Annotated in this window: 21 protein-coding genes; 13 read left to right on the top strand and 8 right to left on the bottom strand. The window is 60.4% G+C overall.

All coding sequences use genetic code 11. The annotated features are described in order from the left end of the window. Nucleotides 1-128 precede the first annotated feature (128 nt). Nucleotides 129-758 (bottom strand): sugar transferase, encoded by a 630-nt coding sequence (locus BUA42_RS11410; RefSeq protein WP_084066201.1) that lies wholly within the window; start codon nucleotides 756-758, stop codon nucleotides 129-131. A gap of 961 nt (nucleotides 759-1,719) precedes the next feature. On the opposite strand from BUA42_RS11410, the gene BUA42_RS11405 reads away from it, so the two are divergent. Genes BUA42_RS11405 through BUA42_RS11380 form a run of 6 tightly spaced genes read left to right on the top strand, consistent with a single transcriptional unit; the run spans nucleotide 1,720 to nucleotide 7,626 of the window. Further along, the gene (locus BUA42_RS11405; RefSeq protein WP_072777933.1) at nucleotides 1,720-4,581 is read left to right on the top strand and encodes a monovalent cation/H+ antiporter subunit A; all 2,862 of its coding nucleotides are present in this window, start codon (nucleotides 1,720-1,722) and stop codon (nucleotides 4,579-4,581) included. Between the two features lies 1 nt (nucleotide 4,582). Further along, the gene (locus tag BUA42_RS11400; RefSeq protein WP_072777930.1) at nucleotides 4,583-4,936 is read left to right on the top strand and encodes a Na+/H+ antiporter subunit C; all 354 of its coding nucleotides are present in this window, start codon (nucleotides 4,583-4,585) and stop codon (nucleotides 4,934-4,936) included. Next, on the top strand, nucleotides 4,933-6,471 hold the full coding sequence (locus BUA42_RS11395; protein WP_072777928.1) for a monovalent cation/H+ antiporter subunit D: 1,539 nt from the start codon (nucleotides 4,933-4,935) through the stop codon (nucleotides 6,469-6,471). The genes BUA42_RS11400 and BUA42_RS11395 overlap by 4 nt, the downstream gene beginning before the upstream one ends. Nucleotides 6,472-6,474: 3 nt before the next feature. Continuing rightward, nucleotides 6,475-6,966 (top strand): Na+/H+ antiporter subunit E, encoded by a 492-nt coding sequence (locus BUA42_RS11390; protein WP_072777926.1) that lies wholly within the window; start codon nucleotides 6,475-6,477, stop codon nucleotides 6,964-6,966. Further along, entirely contained in the window at nucleotides 6,963-7,232 is a 270-nt protein-coding gene (locus BUA42_RS11385) for a K+/H+ antiporter subunit F (RefSeq protein ID WP_072777924.1), read from the top strand. Before BUA42_RS11390 ends, BUA42_RS11385 begins: the two co-directional genes overlap by 4 nt. Nucleotides 7,233-7,242: 10 nt before the next feature. After that, nucleotides 7,243-7,626, top strand: coding sequence for a Na+/H+ antiporter subunit G (locus BUA42_RS11380; protein WP_072777923.1), 384 nt, complete (start codon nucleotides 7,243-7,245; stop codon nucleotides 7,624-7,626). A 405-nt stretch (nucleotides 7,627-8,031) separates the two neighbouring features. Here BUA42_RS11380 and BUA42_RS11375 read toward each other — a convergent pair whose 3' ends face one another. The 3 genes from BUA42_RS11375 to BUA42_RS20950 form a co-directional block, all read right to left on the bottom strand. After that, nucleotides 8,032-8,670, bottom strand: coding sequence for a glutathione S-transferase family protein (locus BUA42_RS11375; RefSeq protein WP_072777922.1), 639 nt, complete (start codon nucleotides 8,668-8,670; stop codon nucleotides 8,032-8,034). A 39-nt stretch (nucleotides 8,671-8,709) separates the two neighbouring features. Further along, entirely contained in the window at nucleotides 8,710-9,882 is a 1,173-nt protein-coding gene (locus BUA42_RS11370) for an AI-2E family transporter (RefSeq protein WP_072777921.1), read from the bottom strand. Nucleotides 9,883-10,029: 147 nt separating this feature from the next. After that, nucleotides 10,030-10,923, bottom strand: a complete 894-nt coding sequence (locus tag BUA42_RS20950) for a LysR substrate-binding domain-containing protein (RefSeq protein ID WP_072777920.1) — start codon at nucleotides 10,921-10,923, stop codon at nucleotides 10,030-10,032. Between the two features lie 105 nt (nucleotides 10,924-11,028). Here BUA42_RS20950 and cuyA point away from each other — a divergent pair, with 105 nt between their 5' ends. The 6 genes from cuyA (at nucleotide 11,029) to BUA42_RS11335 (ending at nucleotide 17,736) form a co-directional block, all read left to right on the top strand. Beyond that, nucleotides 11,029-12,066, top strand: a complete 1,038-nt coding sequence (cuyA, locus tag BUA42_RS11360; RefSeq protein WP_072777919.1) for a D-cysteate sulfo-lyase — start codon at nucleotides 11,029-11,031, stop codon at nucleotides 12,064-12,066. 7 nt (nucleotides 12,067-12,073) lie between these two features. Beyond that, nucleotides 12,074-13,276, top strand: coding sequence for a DegT/DnrJ/EryC1/StrS family aminotransferase (locus tag BUA42_RS11355; protein WP_072777918.1), 1,203 nt, complete (start codon nucleotides 12,074-12,076; stop codon nucleotides 13,274-13,276). Beyond that, nucleotides 13,276-14,019, top strand: a complete 744-nt coding sequence (gene cuyB / locus BUA42_RS11350; RefSeq protein ID WP_178346898.1) for a cysteate racemase — start codon at nucleotides 13,276-13,278, stop codon at nucleotides 14,017-14,019. Before BUA42_RS11355 ends, cuyB begins: the two co-directional genes overlap by 1 nt. A 37-nt stretch (nucleotides 14,020-14,056) precedes the next feature. Next, nucleotides 14,057-15,019, top strand: a complete 963-nt coding sequence (locus tag BUA42_RS11345) for an ABC transporter substrate-binding protein (RefSeq protein WP_072777916.1) — start codon at nucleotides 14,057-14,059, stop codon at nucleotides 15,017-15,019. 100 nt (nucleotides 15,020-15,119) lie between these two features. Continuing rightward, nucleotides 15,120-16,157, top strand: a complete 1,038-nt coding sequence (locus tag BUA42_RS11340; protein WP_072777914.1) for a quaternary amine ABC transporter ATP-binding protein — start codon at nucleotides 15,120-15,122, stop codon at nucleotides 16,155-16,157. Next, entirely contained in the window at nucleotides 16,150-17,736 is a 1,587-nt protein-coding gene (locus BUA42_RS11335; RefSeq protein ID WP_072777912.1) for an ABC transporter permease, read from the top strand. The genes BUA42_RS11340 and BUA42_RS11335 overlap by 8 nt, the downstream gene beginning before the upstream one ends. Before the next feature lie 83 nt (nucleotides 17,737-17,819). Here BUA42_RS11335 and BUA42_RS11330 read toward each other — a convergent pair whose 3' ends face one another. Beyond that, nucleotides 17,820-18,227 (bottom strand): (R)-mandelonitrile lyase, encoded by a 408-nt coding sequence (locus BUA42_RS11330; protein ID WP_072777910.1) that lies wholly within the window; start codon nucleotides 18,225-18,227, stop codon nucleotides 17,820-17,822. Between BUA42_RS11330 and BUA42_RS21445 the strand changes: the two genes are divergently transcribed. Next, on the top strand, nucleotides 18,226-18,351 hold the full coding sequence (locus BUA42_RS21445) for a hypothetical protein (protein WP_281249785.1): 126 nt from the start codon (nucleotides 18,226-18,228) through the stop codon (nucleotides 18,349-18,351). The two genes, BUA42_RS11330 and BUA42_RS21445, sit on opposite strands and share 2 nt — an antisense overlap. 3 nt (nucleotides 18,352-18,354) lie before the next feature. Here the strand turns inward: BUA42_RS21445 and urtE are convergent, their stop codons facing one another. The 3 genes from urtE to urtC are packed head-to-tail and all read right to left on the bottom strand — an operon-like array spanning nucleotide 18,355 to nucleotide 21,045. Beyond that, entirely contained in the window at nucleotides 18,355-19,050 is a 696-nt protein-coding gene (urtE, locus tag BUA42_RS11325; protein ID WP_143152694.1) for an urea ABC transporter ATP-binding subunit UrtE, read from the bottom strand. Between the two features lies 1 nt (nucleotide 19,051). After that, nucleotides 19,052-19,792: an urea ABC transporter ATP-binding protein UrtD gene (gene urtD, locus BUA42_RS11320; RefSeq protein ID WP_072777906.1), complete on the bottom strand. Its 741-nt coding sequence runs from the start codon at nucleotides 19,790-19,792 to the stop codon at nucleotides 19,052-19,054. After that, nucleotides 19,789-21,045, bottom strand: a complete 1,257-nt coding sequence (gene urtC / locus BUA42_RS11315) for an urea ABC transporter permease subunit UrtC (RefSeq protein WP_072777904.1) — start codon at nucleotides 21,043-21,045, stop codon at nucleotides 19,789-19,791. The genes urtD and urtC overlap by 4 nt, the downstream gene beginning before the upstream one ends. Nucleotides 21,046-21,134 lie beyond the last annotated feature (89 nt).

Here is a 21,134-nt window from a genome sequence, read left to right as displayed (position 1 = left end):
AATTAGCAGGGATCCCCTGATCCCGGTTATCCTAACCGGTACAATCGTGAATGAACTCGCGAACACCTACAGCTATTCTAAGCGGGTTGCTTTTCAGAATTCAGGCTTTGCCGCAAGCGAAGCGAGTGTCAAAGGCCTTTTAAGCCAAACATCGTGCACAGAGTGCGCCAGACGAGCCAAGCTTCCAGAATGAAGCACGTGTTTCGTATATAATAGAGGTCCGCGCTGACTTTTTGGCGGGTCTCAAGCGGACCCTGCACGTATCCCACCTCGGTTTGTGCCAATCCGCTGATCCCGGGTCGAACCGAATGACGCGCGTGATATCCAGGAACCGTCATTATGAATTGACGCGCGTGTGGAAGATAGTCCGGACGCGGCCCAATCAGGCTCATTTCGCCTTTCAGCACATTGATGATCTGCGGCACCTCATCGATCCGGGAGCATCTGATGAACTGACCAAGCCCGGTAATACGATGGTGCTCAACTGGATCGCTGGCACCCCTTAACCCGTCGCCGTGCTGCGACATCGAACGGAATTTCAACGCTGTGAAAGGCTCACAATGACGGCCCATACGGTCTTGCCGATAAAACAGCTGTCCGGGATTGAAGAACGGATTGAGGATAGTGAGCACAGCGGCTGAAAGCAAAAGTGCTGGCATCAAAAGAACCGCGACGACGATGTCGAAAACGCGTTTTCCTGTCTCAAATCCTGTTGGAGCCCGGCGCTTCTGCACCTCGGTTGGAGTCTGCGCGTCCATCTCCCGAACCCTGTTCTGAATGACATTAGTGCTTACCCGCCTAAACAGAACAATATGCGCCATAATGTTGTAAGAAATGGTTAATGATCAACCAAAAATTGCGTGCGGTCTCAATGTCCTCACCGAAAGAAAAAGGTGGAATCCCGCCAAGATGAGGCGATTGTCCCTTTCTTCGCTAACCGCATGATCGCAAGGAAGCCGACGCGACAACGACCCGTAAGGGTCTTCATGGTCTAAATTGTCTGTTAAATCAGAGCGGTGTAATCAGGTCACATCGAATACCCGTGAGCGTCGATTACGCTAAAGTTGCTCGATGCTAATCCACTGATCTCTGAAGTCACCAAATCACACCGCGTGACCTGTAAGAACGCTCATCCGTTTCGGACAAGGTGACAAACTCAGTCACCTTCCTTTCCGACATCACTGCGCTAAGCACTCACAGGACGCAGTACCCTGAGCCCTCATTGTTGACGCAATGCTTTCAAGATGAAACTGGCAGGAAATCGCGTTCATACTTGCAGTGTGCCGCGCAACGCCGGGGCGTGCGAAAAAAAGTACCTCTGGCTAAGGAGGATGGCGACGCAATCGTCGGCCCTGAAGTCTACTTGCCGAGAACCAACCTGCACTTCCCGCGAGCGTGATGTGAAACACGCGCCAGACGAACTGAACGCGGAAATCGATCCCGACACCGGAGAGTTCCTCATGCCGCTCGTCGGCGTGCTGGACGATCCGTTTATGGTGTGAGCCCGTGCCCACGGGGTAACGCGACACGTCATCATAAACGGGCTTGCATCGGCGCCGCACGCCACCGCTCTCCGCTGGGTGAAAGTGTAGTCACCGGTCGCGGGTCGCATGCCAAGGCGCGTCAAACTACCGTACACGGATCCGCAAAGCACCGTTTTACACCGCCCGCACTGGTCGTTATCCAATGTCGGAGCCAGAGTTCACATAGGGCGGGGACATGAGCCACGAAGGCACGCTGCTGATCATCATTGCGCTCTTGCCATTTGTTGGCGCGCTAGTGCCGGGCGTCATGATCCGGGCGGGGCGGACGGCGTGCGCGTGGTTCACGGCGGTGCCGACCGCTTTGGCCCTGATCATGCTGCTGATCCTCGCGCCCGATGTGATGCGGGGGGAAGTCATCCAGGCAGAGCTTCAATGGATGCCGCAACTGGGATTGTCGGCATCGTTCTTCCTCGATGGGCTGGGACTGCTCTTCGCTTGCATGATCACGGGCGTCGGCCTGCTGATAATCCTCTATGCGCGGTTCTACCTGTCGGGCGATGATCCGATGGGGCAGTTCTATACTTATTTGCTCTTGTTCCAGGGCGCGATGCTGGGGATCGTGCTGTCGGACAACATCCTGCTTTTACTGATTTTCTGGGAGCTGACGTCGCTGTCGTCCTTCCTGTTGATCGGCTACTGGAAGCACCTGCCCGAGGGGCGTCAAGGCGCGAAGATGGCGCTGACGGTCACGGGTGCTGGCGGCCTTGCGATGATCGCGGGGATGCTGATCCTCGGCAATATCGTGGGCAGCTACAACCTGACGGACATTCTGCAGGCGGGCGATCAGATCAAGGCATCCGAGTGGTACCTGCCCGCGCTCATCCTGATCCTGTTGGGTGTGTTCACCAAATCCGCGCAGTTCCCGTTCCATTTCTGGCTGCCGCACGCGATGGCGGCGCCGACGCCGGTTTCGGCCTACCTGCATTCGGCCACGATGGTGAAGGCGGGTGTGTTCCTGATGGCACGCATGTGGCCCGCGCTCGCCGGCACGGATGCGTGGTTCTACATCGTGGCGACCACGGGTCTCATCACAATGGTGATGGGCGCTCTGATCGCGCTCTTCAAGGACGATCTGAAAGCGCTTCTGGCGTTTTCGACCGTCAGCCATCTGGGCCTCCTGACCATGCTTCTGGGCTTCGGCACGCAGGCGGCGGCGGTGGCGGCGGTGTTTCACATCATCAACCACCTGACCTTCAAGGCCGCACTCTTCATGACCGCCGGGATCATCGATCACGAAGCGCATACCCGTGACATCAAGCGCCTTGGCGGCCTCAGGCACCTGATGCCGATCACCTTCCTCATTGGGACGGTGGCGGCGCTGTCCATGGCGGGCATCCCCCTGTTCAACGGGTTCCTGTCGAAAGAGATGATGCTCGAGGAAGCCTCTCACACCAAATGGCTCGACAGCTACTATGTGGTGCCGGTGCTGGCGACGTTCGGGGCGCTCTTATCGGTCGCCTACTCCTTCCGCTTCATTTCTCACGTGTTCCTGGGCCCGGTGCGCGACGACTACCCGTCGAACCCGCATGACCCGCCCGCGGGCATGTGGCTCGCCCCCGCCCTACTTTGCACATTGGTCATCGTGATTGGCGTTGCGCCGTTTCTTGCGGACGGGATCGTCCGGGCGGCGGCAAGTGCTGTAACGGGCGCAGAGCTCGACCCGCATCTCAAGATCTGGCACGGCGTAACCCCTGCCCTGTGGATGTCGATCATCGCCGTTCTCGGCGGTCTCGTCCTGCTGCTGCTGCACCGTCCACTGGACAAGGCGTGGATCGCAACGCCCCGTCCCGAGGCGAAGGCGATCTTCGACGCGCTGATCATGAGCGTCGTCGCCTTGATGCGCCGGATCACTGATGCCACCCACAACGGAGCGATTTCGCGCTATCTGGCGATCTTCACCGTCGCCTCTGTCGCCCTTGGGTGGATCGCCTATTCTGGCTCGGGCCTCTCCGCACCGACGCGGGAGCTTTTGCCCGTCCCGATCGTTATCGCAGTCGGTTGGGTCATGTTGGTCGTCGCAACGGTGTCGGTGGTCGTTATGCACCACCACCGGTTCCGAGCGCTCGTGTTGATCGGCATCATCGGTCTGTCGATCTCAGCCGGGTTTGTCTATCTCTCTGCGCCCGACCTTGCTCTGACGCAGATCTCGGTAGAGACGGTGACGATCATGCTCCTGCTGCTGGCGCTGCACTTCCTGCCTAAGGTCACACCCGCTGAAAGCTCGGGTGCCATGCGCTTCCGTGACGGGATCATTGCGCTTGCGGCAGGCGGCGGAGTCGGCGCGCTGGCCTACGCGTTCCTGATGCGGGACATCGAGACGATCTCCGACTACCACATCGCCAACAGCTACGAAGGCGGCGGCGGGACGAACGTGGTGAACGTCATACTTGTGGACTTCCGGGGCTACGACACCTTCGGCGAGATCATCGTGCTCGGCATCGCGGGTCTCGTGATCTACGCGCTGATGCATGCCTTGCTCGATGGCCCAGCCGCACGGCGGTTGAAGAACACCGATTACACGCAGGACCGGTCCCGCGACCGGCACCCGCTGATGATGGTGGTGGTGACGCGCGTTCTGATGCCGATCGCCGTGGTCGTCGGCATCTACATCTTCCTGCGCGGTCACAACCAGCCCGGCGGCGGCTTTGTGGCGGGTCTCGTGATCGCGATTGCGCTTTTGATGCAGTATATGGCATCGGGGTTCGCCTGGACGCAGGAGCGCAAGAAGATCGAGTATCACACGATGATCGGCCTTGGTGTGGTGATCGCGGCGCTAACCGGTGTCGGCTCATGGCTGGCGGGACGCCCGTTCCTTACAAGTGCCTACACTTATGTGCATCTGCCACCCATCGAAGAGTTCGAACTTGCCACCGCGATGCTCTTCGACCTCGGCGTGTTCCTGACGGTTCTCGGCGCGGTGATGCTGATGCTCTACAGCCTGTCCCGCATCGCGCGCTCGGCCGGGGAAACGGTGAACGAGGCCGCGATGGATTACGACCCCGGCGAACATGTCGAAGACGCGAAGGGAGGCACCTGATATGGAGATCATCGTTGCAAGCTCCGTGGGCATCCTCACGGCGGGGGGCGTTTACCTGATCCTGCGGCTCCGGACGTTCCCGGTGATCCTGGGTCTCGCGCTGCTGTCCTACGCGGTGAACGTGTTCCTCTTTGCCAGCGGACGTCTGGCCATCGACCAGTCGCCGATCCTGTCGAAGTATGGCGAGGCCACCTATACCGATCCTCTGCCCCAGGCTTTGGTCCTCACCGCCATCGTGATCTCGTTCGGCATGACAGCCGTCTTGGTGATGATCGGCCTCGGCGCGTTCCTTGAGGCCGACAGCGACAAGATCGATATCGAAGCAGAAGACGACAGCAAGGAGGTCCAGCCGTGATGCATTGGATCATCCTGCCCGTTGTCTTGCCCGCGATGGTCGCGCCGTTGATCGGATTCGTCATGCGTTGGGACATCACGCTGGCGCGGTCGGCCTCCGTGGCCACGACCATCCTGCTGGTGGGCATCTCCATCGGTCTCGCCGTGATGGCCTCAGGCGGAGAGACCTTCCTCTACAAGCTTGGCAACTGGCCTGCGCCCTTCGGGATCGTGCTGGTCCTCGACCGGCTGTCGGCGCTTATGGTGCTTCTGACCACGGTGCTGGCGCTGATCGTGCTGATCCACGCCATCGCCACAGGATGGGACAATCGGGGCCGTCATTTCCACGCGCTCTTCCAGTTTCAGCTGATGGGCATCTGCGGCGCTTTCCTGACCGGTGACGTTTTCAACCTTTTCGTGTTCTTCGAAGTGCTGCTTATCGCGTCCTACGGGCTGATGATCCACTCGGGTGGCAAGGACCGCATGCGCGCAGGGCTGCAATATGTGGTGATGAACCTCGCAGGCTCCACCCTGTTCCTCTTTGCGCTCGGCACGCTCTACGCTTCGACCGGCACGCTCAACATCGCCGATCTGGCCGAGCGCATCCCGCAGATCCCCCCAGAAGAAGCCGCGCTCGTGCGCGTTGCGGCGATCCTTCTGATGATCGTCTTCGCCGTAAAAGCGGCACTTTTCCCGGTGCAATTCTGGTTGCCCGCAACCTATGCCAACGCGCCCGCTCCGGTTGCGGCGCTCTTCGCGATCATGACCAAGGTCGGCGCTTACGCGATTCTCCGTGTCCACACGACCGCCTTCGGCCCCGGCATACCGGGTACAGAAGGGCTGGCGGGCACGTGGCTTTTCCCGGCGGCCATCGTGACCATTGCCATCGGTGCCATCGGCGTCCTCGGCGCGCGCCGCCTGATGCCGCTCATCGGCTTTTCGGTCGTCGGCTCCATGGGCACGCTGCTTGTCGCGGTCGCGGCGTTCTCGCCCACGGCCACCTCTGCTGCGTTGTACTACATGGTCCACTCCACCTTCGCCGCCGCCTGCCTTTTCCTGATCGCAGATCTCGTGGTCAGCCGCCGCAGCGCGGATCGACTGATCCCGGAACCGGCGACAGTGCAGAACGGCCTCTTCGCCGCTCTCTTCTTCGCTGCGGCCATCGCCATGGCCGGGATGCCCCCGCTCAGCGGTTTTCTTGGCAAACTGTTGGTCCTCGACGCAATGCGCGAACCCGGCGTGATGGGCTGGGCCTGGAGCGCGATCCTGATCGGGTCGCTCCTCACCATCCTCGGCTTCGCCCGCGCGGGCAGCACGCTCTTCTGGAAATCGACTGCCATGACCCCGGAGGCTGACAATAGCGGGCTGGAGGACGTTGCCCCGCCCAACCACGCCACCGCGCTACAGGTCGCCCCCAGCATGCTTGCTTTGGCCGTTCTGGCGGCTCTGGCGGCCTTTGCCGGACCGGTCTCGGCCTATCTGGAAGACACATCCGCCCAACTCTTTGATCGGGACGGCTATGTCGCTGCCGTTCTGGAACAGCCGGAAGAGGGATAAGCCATGCTCCGCACACTGATCCCGCACCCGTTTCTCAGCCTGACACTCGTCCTCGTATGGATCGGATTGGTGAACACGGTGACTCTGGGCAACCTGATCCTCGGCGCGGCCCTTGGCCTCGTCATCCCGATGGTCACTGCCCCCTACTGGCCGAACCGTCCCCGCATCAGCCGTCCGCTCAAGATCATCGAATACGGGCTGATCGTGCTCTGGGACATCATCGTCGCCAATGTGCAGGTGGCGATGATCATCCTCTTCAAGAAAGACGAAGACATCAAAACCCACTGGATTCCGATCGAGATCGAGCTGAAATCGGCCGAGGCGATCACCGTGCTGGCGGGCACCATCACCATGACCCCCGGCACAGTCTCGGCGATGTTGGCCGCCGACTGCAACTCGATCCTGGTCCATTGCCTGCATACCGACGATCCCGACGCCGTGCGCGACGAGATCAAGTCCCGCTACGAACGGCGCCTGATGGAGATCTTCCCATGATCGAATACGCCCTGTTCTTCGCCGCCATCTGCTATGGCGTAGCGCTTCTGATGGACCTCTGGCGCATTGCCGTCGGCCCCAACGCCGCCGACCGCATTCTTGCGCTCGACACAATGGTCATCAACGTTATCGCGCTTCTGGTGCTCTACGGCGTCTGGCGCGGCACCGCGATCTATTTCGAAGCTGCGATGCTCGTCGCCATGGTCGGCTTCGTCTCAACCGTTGCCTATTGCCGCTTCCTCTTGCGCGGCGACATAATCGAGTGAGGGGCACAGCATGAACTTCGTAGCAGAACTCCTCATCTCGGTCTTCCTCGTGATCAGCGGCATCTTCGGCTTTGTCGGCTCCTATGGTCTCATCAAACTCAAGGACAGCCTCCAGCGCCTCCACGCGCCCACCAAAGCGACGACGCTGGGCGTCGGTGGCGTCCTCATCGCCTCGATGATCTACTTCTACGCCAAGACCGGCCACCTCTCGATCCACGAGCTGCTGATCACCCTCTTCCTGTTCCTGACCGCGCCAATCACCGCGAACTTCATCGCCAAGGCCTACCTCGCGCGGAACGTGAACGGAGAAGACCTCCCAGACAGCGCCACCACCTACGGCTGGTCCGTCTACGACGACCCACCCGAGAACATGCCCGAGGCGAAGGACGTCTAGAAAGCCTGAATCCCCTATCGTCTGAACTACCTTCTCACCGACGCGAGCGTGCGACCATCGCACGAGGCTGGGGCAGTCAGCAGACGGTTGAAAAGGTCTTCTTGGATAGGCGGCAGTAAAGGTCAATTCCCGGGCATGTGCCAAGCTCACGTCAAGCGCTTGATAACCGGCAGGTCCTGCCCGTTCTAACATCTCACTTGGAACATCCAGTTTTCCCATGGATCGCCTGATCGAGATCTCCCCCCAAAAAAACCCCGATTGAGAAGGCCTGCTAAACCTCTTCGCTCAGCGCGATGAGTCAGCTAAGGCAAATCTCCCTTGTTTTCCGCGACAGCGACTTTTGGGTTTTTCTTTTGTGTGCGACCAACACACAGATCATGACACTTGAGTACGCCATCGGATGCTTCAAGGCATTGGCAGATCCGACACGAATTTCGGCACGTGATAGCCCTTTTGCACCGCAGGTCGGTCGGCTAGGCGCAGATACCAGTCCTTCACGTTTGGATAGGCGTTCAGGTCGATGTCCTGCCACTCGAAGCGGGCGATCCAGGGGAAGATCGCCATATCTGCGATGGTGTAAGCGCCGTTGCCTTCTCCGGCCACGTAATCCCGGCCATCAAGCCGCGTGTTTAGCACCGAATAGAGACGTTGCGCCTCTTTGCCGTAACGTGTTTCGGCGTAGTCGGACGTGCCGCGATTGAACTTCAGGAAATGATGCGCTTGACCCAGCATGGGACCCAATCCGCCCATTTGCCACATCAACCACTCGACCATCCGCCAGTACTCCTCTCCCTCGACCGTGAAGCGCTGGTGCTTCTGCGCGAGGTACAAGAGGATCGCGCCGCTTTCCATGAGCGACAATCCCGTCTCCTGATCGACGATGGCCGGGATCTTGTTATTGGGTGAGATCTTGAGGAAGCCCGGCGCGAATTGATCATCCTTGCCGATGTCGATGGCGTGCGCCGTGTACGGCACACCAAGCTCCTCAAGAAGGATCGAAACCTTGCGGCCGTTCGGGGTGGTCCATGTATACAGATCGATCATTGCGCGGGCCTCGTGCGTGTTGGACGTGTTTTGGTGCCTCTACTCTGACGGCGTTCTTGCACGCGCGGCAAGATCGACCGGGGCATTCTTATCCTGTGCGACCCGCGGGTTGTTCAAATCAAGTTCGAGATCCGGAAAGCCTTCTCTGGACAGAAGGATTGCCAAAGGTCTGAGGTCACGAATGTGCGAACAGATGATCATGATGGACACCATGATCGGAACCGCGAGGAACATCCCGACGATGCCCCAGACAGCGGCCCAGAAAGCAAGGGATGCGATGATGCCGAACGACGACAGGCGCAACGTCTTGCCCAGCAGTAGAGGATCCAGCACCTGGCCCACCACGAACTGCAAGACGCCGACGATCAGCAGCAGCGAAAGACCGATGACCGTATCGCCTGTCTGAACGTAGCTCACCAGGGCCACGACAAATGTCGCAATGATCGACCCGACATTCGGAATGAAATTCAGCACAAAGGTCAAAACACCCATCGCAAAGGCAAGCTCGAGCCCGAAGACCGTCATCACGGCATAGACCAGACCGCCGGTCAGCACGCTGATCAACGCCTTCACGACCAGATACCGGTTCACCCGGTGAATGATCGAGGAAATGATCAGCTCGACCCGCGCGGCGCTTTCCTTGTCGCCCATGAGGCTCGTGAGCTTGGTCGAGAACCAGATCCGTTCCAGGAACATGAAGCCCACGAACAGCGTCACCAGCACGGCCCCCGAGGCAATGTTCCCCGCCTGCCCAGCCATAGATGTCAGGTACGGTCCGAACCGGATACCCTGAAGCCATTCAAGAACAGCGGTTTCCACGTCTTCGCCCATCCAGCTGAAGAGCTCGGCCACGGCGCGCTGTGCCGGGTCGGCGTATTGCAGGATGGTGACCACGACCGTGTTGGCCTGCGTCAGCAGGATGGCCGAGGCCGAAATCAGGATCGCTGCGATCAGCAAAACCGCCAGTGTCGATGCAATCCAGATGGACACTTTCGCGCTGCCGATGCGGAGTTGCTGAAAATAGCTGATCGCGTCTGATGTGAGTGAGAACAGCATGATCGCAATCGCGAGCGAAATCAGGAGAAACTTCGCCTGTACCAACAGGAACAAGATGACGGCAAACGCAATGATCCCGACAAACCACGTCTGCAGACGCTGATTGTCGAATGTCGCGCGCTGTTTTTCCTGATCGTGATCGGAGTGTTTTCGCATAAGTTATTCGCTGGCCCATCTCGGGAACGGCAAGACCCTCTGACGCTACAATAGGTTGATCAGGTTCAAAAGCCCACTTTATGGCCCTTTTGTGGACAGATGGCGGATCGGTTGCGGCTGAAGTTCGATTTTCACCCAGGTTTCTGGTCAAAGCGCTGTTGTGAGGCGAGTCCATGCCTCAAGGGTTGCGACGTTCGGCGTGGAGGCCCAGCGTTGGGCGACCAAATCCATGTCGATGCCACCGAGTTCTGGCACAAGGCGACGCAGCTCTCCGCGTTGCAGGGCCGGCTGGGCGAGCGCTTCCGGCACCCATGCCACGCCAAGGCCTGACTGGGCGAGTTGAAGCGCTGCCGTCGAAAGGCCCGTTTCGGCAATGACACTGATCTCGCATTGGTCTCGCAGATTGGATAGCGCGTGGCGTGTGACGGCGGCGCCCAGAAACACATCCGCCGGATAGCCGATGATGCGAAGCGTGCCTTCGCGAAATCGGGCCATCAAATCCTCGGCATGATCTGTGGCGCAGACCGGGATCAACATCTCTGATCCGATGATGGCTTCCGCCAGGAAGGATTGCTCTTCTCCTGCCGGTTCCGCCTTGATCCGGTAAGTCAGAGCGATTTCCGCCTGACGGCTGATAAGCAGGGTTTCGCATTCATCGCGGTTGGCCGAGCGCAGACGGATATGCGTATGGCTTGGTTTCGCGACGGCGTTGATGATCTGGGTGCCCAGCGACGTCGTGATGGCATGCTGGCTGGCGATGACCAGCTGTCGAACACCCAGTGTCTGCTCCTGACGCATCTCGGACACAAGGCGGCGCAGGTCTCCGGCCTGTTTGCGCAGATCGCTCTCTCGGTCGCGGAGCACGCGGGACGGGCCGCTGGGTTTCACACTGCGGTCGATCAGCTCGATCCCCAGCACGTCTTCCAGAACGCGGATGCGGCGTGAGAAGGCAGGTTGTGTTATGTTGCGAAGGCGGGCGGCGTCCGCCACGCCTCCGCTGTCGAGCAGGGCAACAAGATCTTCGATCCAGTCTATGCGCATCAGAGGCCTCTTTATGCAGATGACGCATAATAACACCGGTTTTTCTATTTGACGACGGCTGGAACATGCACAACTGATACGCCAACTTCTTGGAAAGGATGTCTGATGCACTTCTCCCGATTCCCTCGCGTAAACCTTGCCCATCTGCCGACCGCGCTGGAGCCGATGGATCGCCTCTCCGCCGAACTCGGCGGACCGCGCATCTGGATCAAGCGCGACGACTGCACCGGGATGTCGACGGGAGGTAACAAGACCCGCAAGCTCGAATTCCTGATGGCCGAAGCGGTTGAGCAGGGGGCCGATCTGGTCATCACACAGGGCGCGACGCAGTCGAACCATGCGCGCCAGACAGCCGCCTGCGCAGCGAAGCTTGGCATGGACTGCCACATCCTTCTCGAAGACCGCACGGGGTCGAACGATCCGAACTACAATCTGAACGGCAACGTGTTCCTCGATTTCCTGCACGGCGCGACCGCCGAAAAGCGCCCCGGCAGCGGCCTTGATATGAATGCAGAGATGGAAACCGTGGCAGAGCGGTTCCGCGCCGAGGGCCGGAATGTGTACACTATCCCCGGCGGTGGATCGAACCCGACCGGCGCTCTGGGATACGCCAATGCGGCGATGGAACTGGTCACACAGGCCAACAACATGGGCTTGCGGATCGACCGTATTGTGCACGCGACCGGCAGTGCCGGTACGCAGGCAGGCCTGATAGTCGGGCTCAAGGCGATCAACGCGAATATTCCCTTGCTTGGGATCGGTGTGCGGGCGCCGAAGCCCAAGCAGGAAGAGAACGTGTTCAACCTTGCTGTGAAAACAGCGGAAAAGCTGGGTTGCCCGGGCGTTGTGCAGCGGGAAGACGTGGTGGCGAACACGGACTACGTGGGCGAGGGCTACGGTATTCCGACCAAGGACGGTTTGGCCGCGATCGAAATGTTCGCGCGTTTGGAAGGGATCCTGCTTGATCCGGTCTATTCCGGCAAAGGGGCGGCGGGGCTGATTGATCAGGTGCGCAAAGGTGCATTTGCAGGGGATGAGAACATCGTGTTCCTGCACACTGGCGGTGGCGTTGCGCTCTTTGGTTATACGGCCGCGTTCGACTACGACGCGCCTGCGCCTGCCTCGGCGGTTGCAGCGGAGTAAGTCAACCGTGCAGCCGTTCACCGGAAGCTTTACCCAGCAGGAGCCGATCCCCGAAGACGCCATCTCGGCGGCTGTCGAGGTGATGCGGAGCGGGCGGCTGCACCGCTACAACACCGTGGGTGATGAGTTGGGCGCGGCGGCAGAGCTCGAGAAAGCCTATGCGGCTTATCAGGGCTCGAAGTACTGCTTGGCCTGCACGTCGGGCGGGTATGCGATGCAGACAGCGTTGCGGGCTTTGGGCATTGGGGCAGGGGACCGCGTCCTGACCAACGGGTTCACGTTGGCCCCCGTGCCGGGCGCAATTGCGGGCGTCGGTGCAGAAGCGGTGCTGGTGGAAATCACGGCCGATCTGGTGCTCGACCTCGACGACCTTGAGGCAAAGATCAAAGCGGTCGCACCCAAAGCGATGCTTCTATCCAACATGCGCGGGCATCTCTGTGACATGGATGCGCTTTGCGGTGTGTTAGAGACACATGGCGTCCCGCTGATCGAGGACTGTGCCCACACCATGGGGGCGAGTTGGAACGGCAAGAAATCCGGCAGTTTCGGTATCGCTGGCTGTTTCTCGACCCAGACTTACAAGCATCTCAACAGCGGGGAAGGCGGGTTTCTGACCTCGGACGACGCAGAATTCATTGCGCGGGCGATCATGCTGTCCGGTTCGTACATGCTGTACGAACGCCACGGCGCGGCGCCTCCGGCAGAAGTGTTCACTGATATCCGGCTGGACACGCCCAACATGTCGGGCCGGATGGACAATTTGCGGGCGTCGATCCTTTTGACCCAATTGAGCCAGTTAGAGACAAATATCGACCGCTGGAACGCGCGCCATGACCTGATTGCGGATCGGCTGCGCGGCGTGAACAGCGTTTATGTTCCACACCGCCCCGAGGAAGAGCGCTATGTCGGGTCGTCATTTCAGTTCCTGATGCCCGATGCGACGCCAGAAATGATGCAGCAGGTCGTTCATGGCGCAAAGGCGCTTGGTGTCGAACTCAAGTGGTTCGGCGCGGACAGTCCCGTCGGTTTCACCTCGAACCATCAAAGCTGGCGTTACGTGCCTGCACAAACCTTGCCCAAAACGGATGCAATTTTGGCAGGTCTGCTTGATATGCGCATTCCCCTAACCTTCAGCCTTGAGGATTGCGCGCATGTGGCGGACATCATTGCGCATGTGGTGGGGCGTGTGACGCAGAAAGGGGCGGCCTGATGCGGACTGTGGGTGTGCTGGGGGGCATGGGTCCCGAGGCGACCATTTATTTCATGCAGCAGGTCGTGAGTGCGGTTCCCGCGCGCGACGACGCGGATCATGTGCCGCTGTTGGTCGACAACAATCCCCAGGTGCCGTCGCGCATCAAGGCGATTATCGAAGGGACTGGCGAAGACCCCGGACCCGTGTTGGCGCATATGGCGCAACGTCTTGTCGGGGCAGGGGCCGAAGCGCTCGTGATGCCGTGCAACACCGCGCATTACTACGCTGATCAGGTGTCTGCAGCGGTCGATGTGCCGTTCCTCAACATGGTCGCCCTGGCCAGCGCCGAAGCTGCCCGGATTGCGCCCGGCGGCAAGGTTGGACTGCTGGGCTCACCCGCGTTGCAGCAGGTCGGCGTGTTCGAGGCTGCACTTGCCGAAGAAGGGCTAACCCCTGTCTATGCGAAGGAGACTGGCCGCGTTCTCGCAACGATCCGGTCCATTAAGGCGCAAGGACCATCCGAATTCGCAGCACACACACTGACGGATGTTGCCGCTCAAATGGCGGATGACGGGGCCGAAGTGATCTGTATCTGCTGCACCGAGTTTTCGCTTTTGGCGAAAGAAATCGACGCTAAGGTGCCGGTGTTTGACGCGCTGGATGTGCTTGTGGGCGCAACCGTGGCGTTTTCGAAGTCTGACGAGCATTCGTCGGATCTGACAAACGGAGAAGGCGAGCTGCGTGCAGCATCGGCTCTCTGATAACAAGGACGAAGTCCAATAGGGAAAGGATAATCCAATGAAACTGACCAAAGCAAAAGCGTTGACGACATCCGCCATCGTGGCGATGGGCGCGGCGACCTCTGCTCATGCGGCCGACATCGTGATCGGCGTGCCGAACTGGGCCTCCGTCAACGCGACGGCGCATGTTCTGGAAGTGGTGATCGAGGACAACCTGGGTCTTGATGTCGAACTTCAGAACGGCACCAACCCGATTGTGTTCGAAGCGATGGACAGCGGCTCCATGCATGTGCACCCCGAAGTCTGGATGCCGAACCAGCAGAACCTGCACGACACGTACGTCAAAGAGAACGGCTCTGTTGTGATGAACACCAACCCGGTTCAGGCCGAGCAAGGCATGTGTGTTCCCGCGGCAATTGCCGAAGAGTATGACATCAAGCACATCGATGATCTGAGCGACCCGGACAAGATCGCCATCTTCGACACCGACGGCAATGGAACGCCAGAGGTGTGGATCGGCGCACCGGGTTGGGCCTCGACCGTGGTCGAAAAGATCCGGGCCAAGTCCTATGGCTATGACCAGATGTTCGAACTGACCGAGTACGAAGAGACCATCGCTTACGCCAACCTCGCCAACGCGGCAACAGCCGGCGAGCCGTGGATCGGTTTCTGCTACAGCCCGCACTACATCTTCGTGACGCAGGATCTGTACGTGCTCGAAGAGCCGGCGCATGACCCGGCGACCTGGACCATCGTTCAGCCGACAGACGATCCCGATTGGCTTGAAAAGTCCGAAGCGTCCACCGCATGGAACGGCGCCACGCTTCACCTGCACTATGCCAAGGAACTCGAAGAGTCCTATCCGGAAGTCGCGGCGCTGTTCCGCAACTACCAGATGCAGGGCGACGACCTGAGCGCGATGGGCAAAGCCCTTGCCGTGGACGGCGTCGAAGCCGCCGACTTCGCGCGGCAGTGGGTTGCAGAGAACGAAGACACTGTCATCCAGTGGCTGACTAACTAAGCCTCTCAAAACCGGGCCGCTGCCGAAACGCAGCGGCCCTTTTTCCACCTGCCACCTCTGATGGCAGATCGACGACCCGTGGTTTGAGAAGGAGAGGCCAGTGGACGGCCCTGTCGTAAAATTAGAAAACGTCTGGAAAATCTTCGGCGAGCGCAGCGATGACGCCATGAAAGCTGTGCTCAACGAAGGTCTGACCAAGCCACAAGTGCTGGAACGGTTCGGGTGCGTTGTCGGTGTTCAGGACGCCAGCTTTGAGGTTTCGCGCGGCGAGATCTTCTGCATCATGGGGCTGTCTGGGTCCGGCAAGTCGACGCTTGTGCGACACGTCAACCGGCTGATCGAACCGACCGCGGGCAAGATCGAAATTCTGGGACAGGATGTCTCTGCCATCTCGGCCAACGAACTGCGCCGCATTCGCGCGCAGCAGATCGGGATGGTCTTTCAGCACATGGCGCTATTGCCGCATCGGTCGGTGCGGGACAACGTGGCCTATCCGCTGGAGATCCGGAAGGTCCCCAAGTCCAAACGCTGGGCGATCTCAGACCATGCGTTGGGGCTAGTCGACCTGACAGGGTATGAGGACCGTCTTCCGCGCGAACTGTCGGGCGGGATGCAGCAACGTGTCGGTATCGCGCGCGCTTTGGCGTCCGACCCAGAGATCCTTTTGATGGACGAACCCTTCTCGGCGCTCGACCCTCTCATTCGCCTGCAGTTGCAGGACCAGTTCAAGGCGCTTGTGGCGCAGCTCAAGAAGACGACTCTGTTCATCACACACGACCTCGACGAAGCCATCCGGATCGGCCATCGCATCGCGATCATGAAGGACGGCGTGATCGTGCAGGTCGGCACGCCCGAAGACATCGTGATGAACCCCGCGGACGATTACGTGCGCGAGTTCGTTCAGGGCATCTCAAAACTGAAGTTGGTCAAGGCGCATTCGATCATGGAGCCGATGGAAAGCCACTCCGGATCGCTTGACGGTGCGCCGCGCGCGGATGAGGGCGCGGACCTCGATCAGTTGATCGACCTTGCGGTCACGACCGATCTGCCGGTCGTGATCACGCAGAACAACACCGACATCGGCATCGTGACCAAACCGCGCCTCCTGCGCGGTATCCAAGGGGGCAAAGATGAGTGACGCAACCGCAGACCTGAAAGTCACCGCCGCCTCGGATATCGAGGTCGACCGCGACGTCTTGGACAGCTCGATCAAGTCGTTCGCCGGACCCAACGGCGATTACTATGTCGACGCGTTCCACAAGATCCATGACAACACCGGCCTTGTTCCGAAGACCTTCAACTTTTGGGCCGCCGTGCTGGGCCCGCTTTGGGCCTCGTCCCGGGCGGTCTGGGGGATGTTCTGGTCGTTCCTCATTCTGGAAATCATCGCCTGGGTACAGATCGGGCGCGGACTCTGGGGCAACCTGGGGGCCGAATTCCTTGAGCGCGCCGAACAGCAGCGCGAGCGTATGCAGGAGCGCCTCGATCAAGCCGCCGCCGCCGATACCGAAGAACAGGCGCAGCGGTTCGAAACGCTCGCGGGGAACATGCAGCGGGCCATCGACCAGAACCTCGAACGCGCAGAGGCGGCGCAGGCAGAGGGCCTGAGTATCCTGTTGTTCGGGCTTGGCCTTCTGTTGCTTTTCAAACTCGCGCAGGGCGTCTACGCCAATGTCGCCTACGAAAAGCAATACTCACGCTGGAGGATTGATCCCACCGGGACCGAGAGTGGGCGGTCGACCACCAACCTCGTCCTCGGCGTGGTGCTGACAGCCGCCATTGCGCCGCTCATCATCTACAAGTTTACGGTCAGCAACTCGCTCGCGCTGTTGGACGAGTTTCCCGAGAGACGCGTGTCCGAGATGGTGCTGGGCGAAGGCAACGGCACCCTCTTCGGTGCGGTCGCATCATGGATGGAAGCCCGTATTGATGCCGCGGCCACAGCTGGTGGAGACGTGTTCGACGGCATCGTCGCTGGCGTGCGGACGGTTCTGGACGGCCTGACCCTTGCGCTGAACGGGTCGCCGTGGCCCGTGGTGATGCTTGTCATCGCTGTCACCGCCTACCGTGCAGCCGGGCCGCGCGTGGCCATCTTCACCGTGGCGGCGATGGCCTATACCGCACTGCTCGGCTACTGGGCGCTGGCCATGGAGACGGTCGCACTTGTCGGCGCGGCGGTGCTTCTCTGCGTCGTCATCGGCATCCCGCTGGGCATCTGGTTCGGCAAATCGCAACGCGCGTACCGCATGGCCGAACCCGTGCTCGATCTGATGCAGACGCTACCCGCCTTCGTCTACCTGATCCCAATCATCGCCTTCTTCGGCACGGGCAACCCACCGGGCATCCTCGCCACGATCATCTTCGGCATGCCTCCGGTGATCCGCCTGACCGCGTTGGGGATGAAGGGTGTGCCCGAAAGCATCAAGGAAGCCGCCGTCGCCTTTGGCGCGTCCAAGTGGCAGCTTTTGAAGGATGTGGAGATACCACTGGCCCTGCCGTCCATCATGACCGGCGTGAACCAGACGATCCTGATGTGCCTGTCGATGGTTGTGATCATCTCGCTCATCGGCGGTGGAGGTCTGGGTCAGGAAATCCTTGAAGCGCTTCAGTTCGCAGCCAAAGGACCGGGCCTGTTGGGCGGCTTCGCCATCCTGTTCCTCGCCATGGTCATGGACCGCATCGTGCAGGGTGCGTTCAAGCGGGCAGATCAGAAGTAGGTAGAGGGTTCCTCTACCTATCTTCTTTTCGGCGGTGGTTTGACACATGAAGCGCGCGGCCTCAAAGGCCGCGCCGCCGAGTTTCATTTGGCGCGAGGGGCGTTGTATTCCTCATCCGTGACATGCTTCATCCAATCGGCGGTCTTGCCGTCGACGGAGGTCTGCACCGCAAGATGCGTCATCGCACTGCCCGGCGACGCGCCATGCCAGTGTCGCTCTCCCGGAGCGAACCAGACCGTGTCGCCCGGGTGCAGGGTCTGCACCGACTTCCCCTCGGATCCTGCCAGCCCAAGACCTGACACCACATAGAGGGTCTGACCCGCGGGATGGGTGTGCCAGGCCGTGCGCGCACCCGGCTCGAATGTGACCGACAGGATCTTGACCGGAGACGGATCGTCGGCCGACACGACCGGATCGAACCGAACGGTTCCGGTAAAATAGTCATTGCTTGGCGTTTGCGAAGGCCGGTCCCCGGCGCGGTGGATCAACATGGCGGTGTCCTTTCAGATTTCGGTCCTGAAGTGCGAAGGCGATCTTGCAGCCAACGCCACTATCGAGACGCCATCCGACAGGCCCGTGTCAACGAAATGCTGGGTGCCGCTGAGCCAGATGTGACGCCTACACCGACACTCCGGCAAGCAATTCTTCCCGATTCAAATCTGCCTTTGCGCCGTTCATCTTCACCGCACCGCGCTCGAGGACGTAGAAGCGGTCCCCGAGGTCGTAGGCAAAGCTGAAATACTGTTCCACGAGCACGATCGCCATCTCCGCCTGTTCCCGCAAAAGCGAGATGACGCGACCAATCTGCTGGATGATGTTGGGCTGGATGCCCTCGGTCGGCTCGTCCAGCAGCAGAAGCTTCGGCTTGGTGATGAGCGCGCGGGCGATGGCAAGCTGTTGTTGCTGACCACCCGACAAATCTCCGCCACGTCGGTTGAGGAAGTCCTTCAAAATCGGAAATAGCTCGAAGATGTGGTCGGGGATGACATGTTCCGACTTCGGCAGGCAGGCAAACGCTGTCTCCATGTTCTCGCGTACGGTCAGCAGGGGGAAGATGTCCCGCCCTTGGGGGACGTAACCGACCCCTTTCTGCGCCATCGCATGTGCGGTGGTCGAGGTGATCTCCTCGCCATTCAGGGTCAGCGACCCCCCAGAAAACGCATGCGTGCCGGAAATCGCCTTGAGCAGAGACGTTTTGCCGACGCCATTGGTGCCCATCACGCAGGTGATCTCACCCTTGCGGGCCGCCATGTCGATGCCGTTGAGGATCTGCGACCCGCCATAGTGCAAGGTCAGACCGGAGGTTATCAGAATGTCATCGGCCAAGATACACCTCGATCACCTGTTCGTTCTTCGTGACGTGGTCGAGCGAACCTTCGGCCAAAACCGAGCCTTCGTGCAGGACAGTGACCTTGCAATTCAAGCGTCGCACGAATTCCATGTCGTGTTCGACCACCACGACCGCCCGCGTCTTCGCCGCTTCCCGCAGGATGTCCGTCGTGTGTTCACGTTCCGCCGGGGTCATGCCCGCCGCTGGTTCGTCCACCAGCAAAAGGCGCGGGTCCTGCGCAAGAAGCATCCCGATCTCAAGCCACTGCTTTTGCCCATGGCTCAACTCGCCCGATTTGCGATGCAACGCGCCGGAGAGACCGATCTCTGCGGCCAGCTTCGCCACTTTGTCTTCATCCTCGGACGAGGGTTTGAAGAAGAGCACCGCCAAAGGCCCGCGCGTCTTTTTCAGTGCCATCATCAGGTTGTCAAAAACGCTCTGGTCTTCGAACACGGTGGGCCGCTGGAATTTCCGCCCGACCCCCGCCTGCGCGATCTTGCTTTCCGACATCTTGAGCAGACTGTCTCCCCTGTCGCCGTACACGACCCGCCCCTCATCCGGTTTCGTCTTCCCGGTGATGATGTCCATGAACGTCGTCTTGCCCGCCCCATTCGGCCCGATCACCGCGCGCAGCTCTGCGTCGGCGATCTGGAAGGACAGGTTGTTGATCGCCTTGAACCCGTCGAAGGACACGGACACGCCAGAGACTTCCAAAAGCGTGCTCATTTCTCGGCCTCCTGTTCGCGCAACGCACCCTGATCAGGACCAAGGTCCGCACCGTGGCGGTCCGGGCTCTTGCGGTCGATGAAAACGTCGACCAGCCCGCCAATGCCCTTCGGCGCAAAGAGCGTCACAGCGACAAAGGACAAGCCCAGGATCACGATCCACCAATCGACCCACTGGATGGTGTAGAACCCAAGGTTGATGTCGGGCGCCTGCCCGCCGGTGAACCATGTGGAAAGAAGCGACACAAACGCCGCGCCGATCACGGCACCATAGAGCCTGCCGCGCCCGCCGATGGCAACCCAAACCGCCAGGTAGATCGACGCGATGGGCGCGATCTCGGCCGGGTTCACGATGCCCGCCTGCGGATAGTAGAGCGCGCCCGCGATGCCCGCGATCACGGCAGTGAGCGTGAAGATCACCAGCTTGAACGCCTCGACCGGGTAGCCCAGGAACCGCACGCGCGCCTCGTCGTCCCGGATCGCCCGGATAACGGATCCGAACTTGCCCGACACAACCCAGGCGCAGAGGATGTAGCCCAGCCCAAGCGCCAGCGCCGAGGCCCAGAAGAACCACATCGACACGATGGATTGCGGGACGTCGCTTAAACCGGGAAGGTTTTGCAGCCCGGAAAGCCCGTTATTCCCGCGCAACCCGCTGTCGTTCTGGAACAGGTGCAGCGACAGGGCGAGCGTCATGGCTTGGGTCAGGATCGACAGGTAGACGCCGGTTACGCGAGACCGGAAGGCGAGCCACCCGAACACCAGCGCCAGCAGCCCGGGCACCACCACCACCGCTGCCAGCTGCAACGGCAGGGAGTGCGCAAAGGCCCAGATCGGCGGAAACTCGGACGCGCCGACTACGCCGAAGATCTGCGTGGCGATCCCGTCCGACACCTCTTCCGGTGTGGGAGGCAGTTCCGCCGCCGCGAGGCTTTCGAGCACGATGATCTCGGTCCGCGCGTACATGAGCCACATGCCGATCGCGTAGCCGCCGAGGCCAAAGAACGCCATGTGCCCCAGCGACAGGATCCCGCAATAGCCCCAGACCAGGTCCATCGCCAAAGCGACCAGACACAGGCACAGCGTCTTGCCAAGGGTCTTCACGAAACTCGTCGAAATCACACCGACCCCGAACCCTTCGGACAGGACGGTCACCACAACGGTAAAGATCGACAGGATTGCCAGAAACACGAGGACCGACGGAAAGCGCAATGCAAAAGGTCTTCGTGCAGACCCAAGTGCGACGTCACTCATGTAGCCGTCCCCCTGCTTCTCTGTTTCGAAAATACCTCGGGGAGCGCGAGGGGCAGAGCCCCTCGCATGCGGCGATGCCGCAGGCAGCG

This window comes from Marivita hallyeonensis (genome assembly GCF_900129875.1).
In the GTDB taxonomy this organism is placed as follows: domain Bacteria; phylum Pseudomonadota; class Alphaproteobacteria; order Rhodobacterales; family Rhodobacteraceae; genus Marivita; species Marivita hallyeonensis.
The sequence above is the reverse complement of the archived record's forward strand: the minus strand, read 5'-3'. Positions and strand labels throughout refer to the sequence as shown.

Excerpts from the sequence above, each read along its gene's own strand:
- BUA42_RS11410 (WP_084066201.1), bottom strand. The coding sequence starts at position 758 with ATGGACGCGCAGACTCCAACCGAGGTGCAGAAGCGCCGGGCTCCAACA.
- BUA42_RS11405 (WP_072777933.1), top strand. The coding sequence starts at position 1,720 with ATGAGCCACGAAGGCACGCTGCTGATCATCATTGCGCTCTTGCCATTT.
- BUA42_RS11400 (WP_072777930.1), top strand. The coding sequence starts at position 4,583 with ATGGAGATCATCGTTGCAAGCTCCGTGGGCATCCTCACGGCGGGGGGC.
- BUA42_RS11390 (WP_072777926.1), top strand. The coding sequence starts at position 6,475 with ATGCTCCGCACACTGATCCCGCACCCGTTTCTCAGCCTGACACTCGTC.
- BUA42_RS11385 (WP_072777924.1), top strand. The coding sequence starts at position 6,963 with ATGATCGAATACGCCCTGTTCTTCGCCGCCATCTGCTATGGCGTAGCG.
- BUA42_RS11380 (WP_072777923.1), top strand. The coding sequence starts at position 7,243 with ATGAACTTCGTAGCAGAACTCCTCATCTCGGTCTTCCTCGTGATCAGC.
- BUA42_RS11375 (WP_072777922.1), bottom strand. The coding sequence starts at position 8,670 with ATGATCGATCTGTATACATGGACCACCCCGAACGGCCGCAAGGTTTCG.
- BUA42_RS11370 (WP_072777921.1), bottom strand. The coding sequence starts at position 9,882 with ATGCGAAAACACTCCGATCACGATCAGGAAAAACAGCGCGCGACATTC.
- BUA42_RS20950 (WP_072777920.1), bottom strand. The coding sequence starts at position 10,923 with ATGCGCATAGACTGGATCGAAGATCTTGTTGCCCTGCTCGACAGCGGA.
- cuyA (WP_072777919.1), top strand. The coding sequence starts at position 11,029 with ATGCACTTCTCCCGATTCCCTCGCGTAAACCTTGCCCATCTGCCGACC.
- cuyB (WP_178346898.1), top strand. The coding sequence starts at position 13,276 with ATGCGGACTGTGGGTGTGCTGGGGGGCATGGGTCCCGAGGCGACCATT.
- BUA42_RS11345 (WP_072777916.1), top strand. The coding sequence starts at position 14,057 with ATGAAACTGACCAAAGCAAAAGCGTTGACGACATCCGCCATCGTGGCG.
- BUA42_RS11335 (WP_072777912.1), top strand. The coding sequence starts at position 16,150 with ATGAGTGACGCAACCGCAGACCTGAAAGTCACCGCCGCCTCGGATATC.
- BUA42_RS21445 (WP_281249785.1), top strand. The coding sequence starts at position 18,226 with ATGGCGGTGTCCTTTCAGATTTCGGTCCTGAAGTGCGAAGGCGATCTT.
- BUA42_RS11330 (WP_072777910.1), bottom strand. The coding sequence starts at position 18,227 with ATGTTGATCCACCGCGCCGGGGACCGGCCTTCGCAAACGCCAAGCAAT.
- urtD (WP_072777906.1), bottom strand. The coding sequence starts at position 19,792 with ATGAGCACGCTTTTGGAAGTCTCTGGCGTGTCCGTGTCCTTCGACGGG.
- urtC (WP_072777904.1), bottom strand. The coding sequence starts at position 21,045 with ATGAGTGACGTCGCACTTGGGTCTGCACGAAGACCTTTTGCATTGCGC.